10 protein-coding genes are annotated in these 12,027 nt (G+C 58.2%); 8 read left to right on the forward strand and 2 right to left on the reverse strand.

Features of this window, described 5'->3' with window-relative positions:
• Position 1 precedes the first annotated feature (1 nt).
• From KW839_RS03845 to glmS, 8 genes are all read left to right on the forward strand, one after another.
• Positions 2 to 538: a F0F1 ATP synthase subunit delta gene (locus KW839_RS03845; RefSeq protein ID WP_060540275.1), complete on the forward strand. Its 537-nt coding sequence runs from the start codon at positions 2 to 4 to the stop codon at positions 536 to 538.
• Positions 539 to 559: 21 nt separating this feature from the next.
• Entirely contained in the window at positions 560 to 2,104 is a 1,545-nt protein-coding gene (gene atpA / locus KW839_RS03850) for a F0F1 ATP synthase subunit alpha (RefSeq protein WP_030132553.1), read from the forward strand.
• A gap of 50 nt (positions 2,105 to 2,154) precedes the next feature.
• A complete protein-coding gene (gene atpG, locus KW839_RS03855; protein ID WP_008045673.1) occupies positions 2,155 to 3,015 on the forward strand; it encodes a F0F1 ATP synthase subunit gamma in 861 nt (286 codons plus the stop codon).
• A gap of 27 nt (positions 3,016 to 3,042) precedes the next feature.
• Positions 3,043 to 4,422, forward strand: a complete 1,380-nt coding sequence (gene atpD, locus KW839_RS03860; RefSeq protein ID WP_060540274.1) for a F0F1 ATP synthase subunit beta — start codon at positions 3,043 to 3,045, stop codon at positions 4,420 to 4,422.
• A 45-nt stretch (positions 4,423 to 4,467) separates the two neighbouring features.
• Positions 4,468 to 4,893, forward strand: coding sequence for a F0F1 ATP synthase subunit epsilon (locus KW839_RS03865; protein ID WP_028620319.1), 426 nt, complete (start codon positions 4,468 to 4,470; stop codon positions 4,891 to 4,893).
• Between the two features lie 111 nt (positions 4,894 to 5,004).
• Positions 5,005 to 6,372, forward strand: a complete 1,368-nt coding sequence (gene glmU, locus KW839_RS03870) for a bifunctional UDP-N-acetylglucosamine diphosphorylase/glucosamine-1-phosphate N-acetyltransferase GlmU (RefSeq protein ID WP_060540273.1) — start codon at positions 5,005 to 5,007, stop codon at positions 6,370 to 6,372.
• Between the two features lie 192 nt (positions 6,373 to 6,564).
• Positions 6,565 to 7,341: a DeoR/GlpR family DNA-binding transcription regulator gene (locus KW839_RS03875; RefSeq protein WP_060540272.1), complete on the forward strand. Its 777-nt coding sequence runs from the start codon at positions 6,565 to 6,567 to the stop codon at positions 7,339 to 7,341.
• 1 nt (position 7,342) lies between these two features.
• The gene (gene glmS, locus KW839_RS03880) at positions 7,343 to 9,175 is read left to right on the forward strand and encodes a glutamine--fructose-6-phosphate transaminase (isomerizing) (RefSeq protein WP_218423464.1); all 1,833 of its coding nucleotides are present in this window, start codon (positions 7,343 to 7,345) and stop codon (positions 9,173 to 9,175) included.
• A 179-nt stretch (positions 9,176 to 9,354) separates the two neighbouring features.
• Here the strand turns inward: glmS and KW839_RS03885 are convergent, their stop codons facing one another.
• Together KW839_RS03885 and KW839_RS03890 are read right to left on the reverse strand one after the other, a co-directional pair.
• Positions 9,355 to 10,683, reverse strand: a complete 1,329-nt coding sequence (locus tag KW839_RS03885; RefSeq protein ID WP_218423465.1) for a TolC family outer membrane protein — start codon at positions 10,681 to 10,683, stop codon at positions 9,355 to 9,357.
• Position 10,684: 1 nt separating this feature from the next.
• Complete coding sequence (locus KW839_RS03890; protein ID WP_060540269.1) at positions 10,685 to 12,025, reverse strand: HlyD family type I secretion periplasmic adaptor subunit; 1,341 nt, start codon at positions 12,023 to 12,025, stop codon at positions 10,685 to 10,687.
• Between the last annotated feature and the right edge of the window lie 2 nt (positions 12,026 to 12,027).

Consider the following 12,027-nt stretch of genomic DNA (forward strand, 5'->3'; position numbering starts at 1 on the left):
CATGGCAGAACTGACCACGTTGGCCCGACCTTACGCTAAGGCGGCCTTCGAGCACGCTCAGGCCCACCAGCAACTGGCCAATTGGTCAGCCATGCTCGGCCTGGCAGCAGCGGTGTCGCAAGACGACACCATGCAGCGCGTGCTCAAGGCCCCGCGACTGACGAGCGCAGAAAAGGCCGCCACGTTCATTGACGTGTGCGGCGACAAGTTTGATGCCAAGGCACAGAACTTCATCAACGTCGTTGCCGAAAACGAACGTCTCCTGCTGTTGCCGGAGATCGCCGCTCTGTTTGACCTGTACAAGGCCGAACAAGAGAAATCGGTAGACGTAGAAGTGACCAGTGCTTTTGCATTGAACCAAGAACAGCAAGACAAACTCGCCAAGGTTCTCAGTGCACGACTCAACCGGGAAGTGCGCCTGCAAGTCGAGGAAGACAAATCCCTTATTGGGGGCGTTGTCATCCGCGCCGGCGACCTGGTTATCGATGGCTCGATTCGCGGCAAAATCGCGAAACTTGCCGAAGCATTGAAATCTTGAGTTTGAAGGGGCAGCAGAGCAATGCAGCAACTCAATCCTTCCGAAATAAGTGAAATTATCAAGGGCCGCATCGACAAGCTCGATGTGACCTCCCAAGCCCGTAACGAAGGCACTGTCGTCAGCGTATCTGACGGTATCGTGCGGATTCACGGTCTGGCCGACGTAATGTACGGCGAGATGATCGAGTTTCCGGGCGGCGTCTTCGGTATGGCCCTCAACCTGGAGCAAGACTCCGTAGGTGCCGTTGTATTGGGCGCATACCAGTCTCTGGCTGAAGGCATGAGCGCCAAGTGCACTGGCCGCATCCTGGAAGTTCCGGTTGGTAAGGAACTGCTGGGTCGCGTTGTCGACGCACTGGGTAACCCAGTTGATGGCAAAGGTCCACTGGGCAACACCGAGACCGACGCGGTCGAGAAAGTTGCTCCAGGCGTGATCTGGCGTAAGTCGGTAGACCAGCCTGTACAGACTGGCTACAAGGCTGTCGATGCCATGATCCCTGTCGGCCGTGGCCAGCGTGAGCTGATCATCGGTGACCGTCAGATCGGTAAAACCGCTCTGGCGATCGACGCGATCATCAACCAGAAGAACAGCGGCATTTTCTGCGTATACGTAGCGATCGGTCAGAAACAATCGACCATCGCCAACGTGGTTCGCAAGCTGGAAGAAAACGGCGCCCTGGCCAACACGATCATCGTGGCTGCCAGTGCTTCGGAATCTCCTGCGCTGCAATTCCTGGCACCGTACTCCGGTTGCACCATGGGCGAATTCTTCCGCGACCGCGGTGAAGACGCGCTGATCGTTTATGACGATCTGTCCAAGCAAGCAGTGGCTTACCGCCAGATTTCCCTGCTGCTGCGCCGTCCACCAGGCCGTGAAGCTTACCCAGGCGACGTGTTCTATCTCCACTCCCGTCTGCTGGAGCGCGCATCCCGCGTTTCGGAAGAGTACGTAGAGAAGTTCACCAACGGCGCAGTGACCGGCAAAACCGGCTCCCTGACCGCATTGCCGATCATCGAAACCCAGGCTGGCGACGTTTCCGCGTTCGTTCCGACCAACGTGATTTCCATCACCGACGGTCAGATCTTCCTGGAATCGGCCATGTTCAACTCGGGCATCCGTCCTGCAGTGAACGCCGGTGTTTCGGTATCCCGTGTGGGTGGTGCCGCTCAGACCAAGATCATCAAGAAGCTCTCCGGTGGTATCCGTACCGCTCTGGCTCAGTACCGTGAACTGGCGGCATTCGCCCAGTTCGCTTCTGACCTGGACGAAGCGACCCGTAAGCAACTTGAGCATGGTCAGCGCGTTACCGAGCTGATGAAGCAGAAGCAATACGCACCAATGTCGATCGCTGACATGGCGCTGTCGCTGTATGCCGCTGAGCGTGGGTTCCTGACTGACGTTGAAATCGCCAAGATCGGCAGCTTCGAGCAAGCGCTGATTGCTTTCTTCAACCGCGATCACGCCGATTTGATGGCGAAGATCAACGTGAAAGGTGACTTCAATGACGAAATCGACGCTGGCATGAAAGCCGGTATCGAGAAGTTCAAGGCCACCCAAACCTGGTAAGCCGCAGCGGGAGCCGCAAGGCTCCCGCTTGCTAACCTGATAGGTGTTACATGGCAGGCGCAAAAGAGATTCGCAGTAAGATTGCGAGCATCAAAAGCACGCAAAAGATTACCAGCGCCATGGAAAAAGTGGCGGTCAGCAAAATGCGCAAGGCACAAATGCGCATGGCTGCTAGCCGTCCTTATGCGGAGCGCATCCGCCAGGTTATTGGGCATCTGGCCAACGCCAACCCGGAATACCGCCACCCGTTCATGATCGACCGCGAAATCAAGCGTGTTGGTTATGTCGTAGTGAGCAGTGACCGTGGTCTGTGCGGTGGCTTGAACACCAACCTGTTCAAGGCCCTGGTCAAGGACATGGCGGTAAACCGCGAAAACGGCGTCGAGATTGATCTGTGTGTCGTTGGTAGCAAGGGTGCGGCCTTTTTCCGCAACTTCGGCGGTAACGTCGTTGCAGCTATCAGCCACCTGGGTGAAGAGCCGTCGATCAATGATCTGATCGGCAGCGTCAAGGTGATGCTGGATGCCTATCTGGACGGCCGTATTGACCGCCTGTCCGTGGTGTCCAACAAGTTCATCAACACCATGACGCAACAGCCTACCGTGGAGCAGTTGATTCCACTGGTGGCAACCCCGGATCAAGACCTCAAGCACCACTGGGACTATCTCTACGAACCGGATGCCAAAGAGCTGCTTGACGGCTTGATGGTCCGCTACGTTGAGTCGCAGGTCTACCAGGCGGTGGTCGAGAACAACGCGGCTGAACAAGCTGCGCGGATGATCGCGATGAAGAACGCTACCGACAACGCCGGTGATTTGATCAGCGATTTGCAGCTGGTCTACAACAAGGCGCGTCAGGCTGCGATCACCCAAGAGATCTCGGAAATCGTCGGCGGCGCTGCCGCGGTTTAACGGTTCAAATATTCAGAGGATCCAGCTATGAGTAGCGGACGTATCGTTCAAATCATCGGCGCCGTTATCGACGTGGAATTTCCACGCGACAGCGTACCGAGCATCTACAACGCGCTGACTGTACAAAGCGCGGCCGGGACCACCCTGGAAGTTCAGCAGCAGCTGGGCGACGGCGTGGTTCGTACCATTGCGATGGGTTCCACCGAAGGCTTGAAGCGCGGTCTGGACGTAGTCGACTCTGGCGCAGCCATTTCCGTTCCAGTCGGTAAAGCGACCCTGGGCCGTATCATGGACGTCCTCGGCAACCCGATCGACGAAGCAGGTCCAATCGACACCGACGAGCGTTGGGGCATTCACCGTCCAGCGCCTTCGTTCGCTGAACAGGCAGGCGGCAACGACCTGCTGGAAACCGGCATCAAGGTTATCGACCTGGTTTGCCCGTTTGCCAAAGGCGGTAAAGTCGGTCTGTTCGGTGGTGCCGGTGTAGGCAAAACCGTAAACATGATGGAACTGATCCGTAACATCGCCATCGAGCACAGCGGTTATTCCGTGTTCGCCGGTGTGGGTGAGCGTACTCGTGAGGGTAACGACTTCTACCACGAGATGAAGGATTCCAACGTTCTGGACAAAGTGGCACTGGTTTACGGTCAGATGAACGAGCCGCCGGGTAACCGTCTGCGCGTAGCACTGACCGGCCTGACCATGGCCGAGAAGTTCCGTGACGAAGGTAACGACGTTCTGCTGTTCGTCGACAACATCTATCGTTACACCCTGGCCGGTACTGAAGTATCCGCACTGCTGGGCCGTATGCCTTCGGCAGTAGGTTACCAGCCGACCCTGGCTGAAGAGATGGGCGTTCTGCAAGAACGTATCACTTCCACCAAGGAAGGTTCGATCACTTCGATCCAAGCGGTATACGTACCTGCGGATGACTTGACCGACCCGTCGCCAGCGACCACCTTCGCCCACTTGGACGCCACCGTCGTTCTGTCCCGTGACATCGCTTCCTTGGGTATCTACCCAGCGGTCGATCCACTTGACTCGACTTCGCGCCAGCTGGACCCGAACGTAATCGGCCAGGACCACTACGACACCGCTCGCGGCGTTCAGTACGTTCTGCAGCGTTACAAAGAACTGAAGGACATCATTGCGATCCTGGGTATGGACGAGCTGTCGGAAGCCGACAAGCAGTTGGTAAACCGTGCTCGTAAGATCCAGCGCTTCTTGTCGCAGCCGTTCTTCGTGGCTGAAGTCTTCACCGGTGCATCGGGTAAATACGTTTCCCTGAAAGACACCATTGCTGGCTTCAAAGGCATCCTCAACGGTGACTACGACCACCTGCCAGAACAAGCGTTCTACATGGTTGGCGGCATCGAAGAAGCGATCGAGAAAGCCAAGAAACTGTAATCCCGGCGCCCGGCAACGGGCGCTAATTTAGGTTGAGGCAATCAGATGGCTATGACAGTCCATTGCGATATCGTCAGCGCGGAAGGAGAAATCTTTTCCGGTCTGGTCGAGATGGTGATTGCGCACGGTGCACTGGGTGATCTTGGTATCGCTCTGGGTCACGCGCCGCTGATCACTAATCTGAAGCCAGGGCCGATCCGCCTGGTCAAGCAGGGCGGGGAAGAGGAGGTGTATTACATCTCCGGTGGTTTCCTCGAGGTTCAGCCGAACATGGTCAAGGTTCTTGCCGACACCGTGCAACGTGCTGCCGACCTGGATGAAGCCTCCGCTCAGGAAGCCGTTAAGGCTGCCGAGAAGGCCTTGCATGAACGTGGCGCGGAATTCGATTACGGTTCTGCTGCCGCACGTCTGGCCGAGGCGACAGCTCAGCTGCGCACCGTCCAGCAGATCCGCAAGAAGTTCGGCCATTAAGGCAGCGCTTGTTGTGTGATTGATTAAAAAGGGTAGCCTCGGCTACCCTTTTTCTTTTCCGTTTTTTAAACCCGGTCGCAGCCGCTGACCACCCAGGATTGGTAGCCAGTCATGTCTCTTGAAATCGTTATCCTCGCTGCTGGCCAAGGCACGCGTATGCGCTCGGCGTTGCCGAAAGTCCTGCATCCGATTGCCGGCAACTCGATGCTTGGCCATGTTATCCACAGCGCCCGTCAACTTGATCCACAACGCATTCACGTGGTGATTGGCCATGGCGCCGATGCCGTGCGTGAACGCCTGGCGGCAGATGACCTGAATTTCGTCCTGCAGGACAAACAACTGGGTACTGGCCACGCGGTTGCCCAGGCAGTGCCGTTCATCAAGTCCGATACGGTGCTGGTTTTATACGGCGACGTGCCGTTGATTGAAGTCGAAACCCTGCAACGTCTGCTCAAGCAGGTCGGTCCGCAGCAATTGGGTCTACTGACTGTCGAACTGGATGACCCGACCGGGTACGGTCGCATCGTTCGTGATGGCGCCGGCAAGGTAACCGCCATCGTCGAGCAGAAAGACGCCGATGAAGCCCAACGCCAGATCACCGAAGGCAATACCGGCATCCTGGCATTGCCTTTCGCTCGTCTCGGCGACTGGATGAGCCGACTGTCCAATAACAACGCCCAAGGCGAGTACTACCTCACCGACGTGATCGCCATGGCGGTCAGTGATGGTCTGGTCGTTGCCACCGAGCAACCTCACGACGCCATGGAAGTGCAGGGCGCCAACGACCGCAAGCAGCTTTCCGAACTGGAGCGGCACTACCAACTGCGTGCCGGTCGCCGCTTGATGGCCCAGGGTGTGACGCTGCGCGACCCGGCACGTTTCGACGTTCGCGGCGAAGTGACCGTAGGCCGCGATGTGCTGATCGACATCAACGTGATCCTCGAAGGCAAAGTCGTCATCGAAGACGATGTGGTGATTGGTCCGAACTGCGTGATCAAGGACAGTACCCTGCGCAAAGGCGTACAGATCAAGGCCAACAGCCATATCGAAGGCGCGATTATGGGCGAAGGTAGCGATGCCGGTCCTTTTGCACGCTTGCGTCCAGGCTCCGTGCTGGAAGCGCGTGCCCATGTGGGTAACTTCGTTGAATTGAAGAATGCTCATCTGGGTGAAGGCGCCAAGGCTGGTCATCTGACTTACTTGGGCGACGCCGAGGTCGGCGCGCGTACCAACATCGGCGCCGGTACCATCACCTGCAATTACGACGGTGCCAACAAGTGGAAAACCGTGCTGGGCGAAGACGTGTTCATCGGCTCCAACAACTCGTTGGTGGCACCTGTGGATATCCTCGACGGTGCAACCACTGCGGCGGGTTCGACCATCACTTCGACTGTGGATAAATCCCAGTTGGCCATCGGGCGTGGCCGTCAGAAGAACATCGATGGCTGGAAGCGTCCGGTTAAGATCAAGAAAGTCTGAGTTATCCACAGAATCTGTAGGAACTGGCTTGCCGGCGATTTCGGTGCATCAGATACACCGTGTCGCCAGAATCGCCAGCAAGCCGGCTCCTACAGTTATCCACAGCTCCTTTTTATCGGCTCACGCTTGACGAAGTTTCGCCGATAGGTTTTGATTGCTTCCGTTATCTTTCGAATCGAAACTTAATCGAACATGTCGAAGCGCAACACGCCACAACGCCGTCACAACATTCTCGCCTTGCTCAATGAGCAGGGCGAAGTCAGTGTGGATGCGCTGGCCAAGCGTTTCGAAACCTCGGAAGTTACGATTCGCAAGGATCTGGCGGCACTCGAAAGCCACGGTTTGCTGCTACGTCGTTACGGCGGCGCTGTCACCATGCCTCAAGAGCTGGTGGCCGACGTCGGTCAGCCGGTTTCCAGGTACAAACAAGCCATTGCCCGCGCCGCCGTTACACGGATTCGCGAGCATGCCCGGATCATTATCGACAGTGGCAGCACGACGGCGGCGATGATTCCGCAACTCGGCCAGCAGCCGGGTCTGGTGGTGATGACCAACTCCCTGCATGTCGCCAATGCCTTGAGCGAACTCGAGCATGAACCGGTGCTATTGATGACCGGCGGCACATGGGACCCGCATTCCGAGTCCTTTCAGGGACAGGTAGCTGAGCAGGTCCTGCGTTCCTACGACTTCGATCAGTTGTTCATCGGAGCCGATGGCATCGATCTGGTTCGCGGTACGACCACCTTCAATGAATTGTTGGGCTTGAGCCGGGTCATGGCCGAAGTCGCCCGCGAAGTCGTTGTAATGGTGGAGGCCGACAAAATCGGCCGCAAGATTCCTAACCTGGAGCTGCCCTGGAGCAGTGTCCATACCCTTATTACCGATGATCGCCTGCCGCTGGAGGCACGGGATCAGATTCAGGCCCGCGGTATCACTTTGATTTGCGCGGCAGTCAGTCAGGAGAAATAGCATGTGCGGAATTGTCGGTGCAGTTGCGGAACGTAATATCACTGCCATCCTGGTCGAAGGCTTGAAGCGTCTGGAATACCGTGGGTATGACAGCGCGGGCGTGGCGGTCTACACCAATGACGAAAAACTCGAACGCCTGCGTCGTCCGGGCAAGGTCAGCGAACTGGAACAGGCACTGGCCGAAGAGCCGCTGGTTGGCCGCCTGGGTATCGCCCACACCCGCTGGGCTACCCACGGCGCGCCGTGCGAGCGCAACGCGCACCCGCATTTCTCCGGTGATCTGGCGGTGGTGCACAACGGCATCATCGAAAACCACGAAGCCCTGCGTGAGCAGCTTAAGGCTTTGGGCTATGTGTTCACCTCTGACACCGACACCGAAGTCATCGCTCACCTGCTGAACCACAAACTCAAGGACCTGCACGACCTGACCGTTGCCCTCAAGGCAACAGTGAAGGAGTTGCACGGTGCTTACGGTCTGTCCGTTATCAGCGCCAAGCAACCAGACCGCCTCGTCGCTGCCCGTAGCGGCAGCCCACTGGTAATCGGCCTGGGCCTGGGTGAAAACTTCCTGGCATCCGACCAGTTGGCCCTGCGTCAGGTTACCGACCGCTTCATGTACCTGGAAGAAGGCGACATCGCCGAAATCCGTCGTGACAGCGTGCAGATCTGGGATGTGAACGGCCAAGCCGTCGAGCGCCAGACGGTGCAATACAGCGACGGTGCCGAAGCCGCCGACAAAGGCGAATTCCGCCACTACATGCTCAAGGAAATCCACGAGCAACCGGCCGTGGTGCAACGCACCCTGGAAGGTCGTTTGAGCCAGAACCAGGTTTTGGTGCAGGCGTTCGGTCCGCAGGCTGCCGAGCTGTTCGCGAAAGTGCGCAACGTACAGATCGTGGCGTGCGGTACCAGCTATCACGCCGGCATGGTCGCCCGTTACTGGCTCGAAGAGCTGGCCGGCATTCCTTGCCAGGTCGAAGTCGCCAGTGAGTTCCGCTACCGCAAAGTCGTGGTCCAGCCTGATACGCTGTTCGTGACCATCTCTCAGTCGGGCGAAACCGCCGACACCCTGGCCGCCCTGCGCAATGCCAAGGAACTGGGTTTCCTCGCCAGCCTGGCGATCTGCAACGTCGGCATCAGCTCGCTGGTGCGCGAGTCCGACCTGACCCTGTTGACCCAGGCTGGTCGTGAAATTGGCGTGGCCTCGACCAAGGCCTTTACTACCCAGTTGGTCGGCTTGCTGCTGCTGACGCTGTCCCTGGGCCAGGTTCGTGGCACTTTGGGCAAAGACGTCGAGGCTACTCTGGTCGAAGAGCTGCGTCGCTTGCCGACTCGCCTGGGCGAAGCGCTGGCCATGGACAGCACTGTGGAAAAAATCGCCGAGCTGTTCGCCGAGAAAAACCACACCCTGTTCCTCGGTCGTGGCGCGCAGTTCCCGGTGGCGATGGAAGGGGCACTCAAACTCAAGGAAATCTCCTACATCCACGCCGAAGCGTACCCGGCGGGTGAGCTGAAACACGGCCCGCTGGCGCTTGTGGATAACGACATGCCGGTGGTTACCGTAGCGCCGAACAACGAGTTGCTGGAGAAACTGAAGTCCAACCTTCAGGAAGTCCGCGCCCGTGGTGGTGAGCTGATCGTCTTCGCTGATGAACAGGCTGGCATGACCAACGGCGAAGGCACGCATGTTATCCACATGCCGCACATCCACGACATCCTGTCGCCGATCCTCTACACCATCCCGTTGCAGCTGCTTTCGTATTATGTCGCTGTGCTCAAGGGTACCGACGTAGACCAGCCGCGCAACCTGGCGAAGTCGGTCACTGTGGAATAAGTTATCCACAGGTGGTTGAGCTGCATGGTCCTTGAAAGTTATTCAAGACCGTTAGCTCAACGCAACATGACGGGGCGACAACATCGCCTCGTCATGCTTTTCCCTTATCATTCCTGTATAGCCATCCCCTCCGCGACCCGTTCAACCATCATCTGGCTCGAACGGCCTGCAGCTGAGCATCAATTGGTGACCAGCAGTTCCGGGCCGAGGTAGTTGTTGATCTGGTCGATATCGTCGTCACCCAGGCTGCCCACCGAAGAGGCCAGGCGCAGGCGCGACATCAAATAACGCAACTTGGCATCGAACAGGTCGTGGCGCGCAACGAAGAGCAGCTCTTCGGCATTGAGCACGTCCGAGTTGGTGCTGGTACCGCCTTCCTTGAAGCCCTTGCGTGTCGAAAGCAGTGAGCGCTCGTTGGACGCTACGGCCTTCTCCAATGCGCGAATACGTTTGGCTCCGCTCTGTATGCCTTGATACTCACGGGTGGTTCCGGTGATGACTTCCTGTCGTGCGGCGTCGAGTTCGTTCAGGGCCTTATCGCTATTGGCGCTGGCCTGACGTGTCAACGCGCTGACGCCGCCACCGGCGAAAAGCGGGACATTGACTTCCAACCCGATCGAGCTGTAGCGGTTGCGTTGATTCAATTCGGAGAGTGATTGGCTGTCACCCGCCGTGTAGCCAGCGATAAAATCCAGTGTTGGCCAGTGACCGGCCCTGGCACGATTCACCTCTTCTTCGGCGAGGTTACGGCTATGACGGCGCGCATGGATCAGCGGGCTATCTGCCTGGGCTTTGACCAACCAGTCCTGCAGGTTGCTCGGCATCAGCGGCGGTGTGTCGAAGTCCGGACGCAAGGTGGTCAGCGATTCCGGGGTTTCACCAATATATTCCTCGAGCTTGCGGCGGGCGTTCACCAGGTTGTCTTGTGCTTCGATCAGTTCGGCTTCGGCCAAGTCGCGGCGAGCGGCCGACTCGTCGATGTCGGTGACGGTGCCGGCACCCAGCTCCATGCGCCGTTTCGCCGAGGCGAGTTGCTCATCGAAGGCACTCAATTTGGACTTGGCCAGGACGATGGTTTCGCTGGCCAGGAGCACGTCGAAATAGCTTTCGGCCAGGCGCACCGCGGAATCCTGACTCTTGGCATCGAACACCGCACTGCTGTAGTCGGCACGCTGCTGACCCTGACGGTACTCGGCCATCTTCTGCTTGTTGAATAGTGGCTGGCGCAGGCGCAGGTTGGCGCCCTTGGAGTCGTAGTCCAGATCTCTCTCGATGCCGCTCTGGCGTTGCGTGCCATTGACCTTATTGTCGTAGGCCGAGGCATTGATCTGCGGTAGCAGGCCGGCCTTGCCAATGGCGCGGTTTTCCTGGCCGGCTTCTTTTTCATGCACGGCGGCCTGGTAGATAGGGCCTTGGTACTGCAACAGATCCCAAGCTTGTTTGAGGTCCATGGCACTGGCCGGCAGGGCCAGCCCTAGCAGGCAGTAGAGCAGGCAATGACGGTCCATTTCATTGTTCCTTGAATGAGCTGTCTACACGTTCGAGCATTGGTTTAAGAAGATAGCTCATCATGTTGCGCTCGCCGGTCTTGATGGTGACGGTGGCGGGCATGCCGGGGCGAATGTGGTTGCTGCCAAGCAGGTCCATGCCTTCCGGCGTGACTTCCACTTGGGCCAGATAGAACGGTTCTTTGCTTTCCTCGTCCATCAGGCGGTCGGCGGAGATGGTTTTCACACGGCCGGGGATGTTTGGCGTCTGGGCATGGTTGAAGGCCGGGAAGGCAATGTCCACGGCAAGGCCCGGGAACATCTTGTCGATGGCCTGCACGGGAATCATTGCGTCGACCTGCAGCGGTTCGTCGACCGGAACGACTTCCATGATCTTGAAGCCGGGCTGAATGACCCCGCCGACGGTGGCAATGCTCAGTGCCTGGACAATGCCATCGATAGGCGACCGAATCACCGTGTGGGTCACTTCATAATCGAGTGCGCGCAAGCGGTCAGCCAGAGTGGTGTTTTCCTTGGCGGTCTCGGTCAGTTGCGATTCGACCTCCTTCAAGTAATCGTGCTGGCGTTGCAGGATGCGCAGCTTGATTTCGGTGGTCTGGCTACGCACGCGAGCGATGTTGTTGAGGTTCTCGGCCTGGCCGGCGGAGAGGTCGGCGTTGCTGCGTTCCAGCTCGAGCAGGCGGTTGCGCGGTACATAGCCTTCGGCCGACAGCACGCGGGTGCCCTGCAGTTCCTGGTTGAGGAAGTTGATCTGCGAAGCGCGGGCGCCATAGACCTGCTGCAAGCCCTTGAGCTGCACGGCCGACGCTGCCAGGGTTTCCTGCAGGATGCTGATTTCTCCGGCGAGACCGGCGCGGCGGGTGTCGAGCAAGCGCTGTTGCAGGTCCATGGCGGCCACCAGGCGGTAGTCATCCTTGAAACGCTTGATTAATTCGGGATCGAAGTTCACCACAGCGCGGCCGTCGCGTTCCGCTTCCAGGCGGTTTTCCACTGTTTTGCTGACAATGTACTGGGCGCTGATCGCCCCCTGTTCGGCGACGGCACGCAACGAGTCGAGGCGAACCACCTCCTGGCCTTTTTTCACTAAATCGCCTTCGCGAACGAGAATGGCCTCCACGGTGCCGCCGCTCAGATGCTGCACAGTTTTGCGATTGCTGGTGATTTTGACTGTGCCTGTCGCTACCACGCCGGCATCCAGCGGCGCCAGCCAGGACCACAGGAGGAAGCCGCCGAAGCCGGCGATCACCAGCCATATGCCCCACCGTGCGGGTTTGCCGACGTCCAGATCTACCACGCTCCTGGGATCGGCTTGAATCATGTCGGTGTGTTGGCTCATGTTCATGA

Origin of the sequence: Pseudomonas sp. PDM31 (genome assembly GCF_019218965.1) — a bacterium.
Classification (GTDB): Bacteria; Pseudomonadota; Gammaproteobacteria; order Pseudomonadales; family Pseudomonadaceae; genus Aquipseudomonas.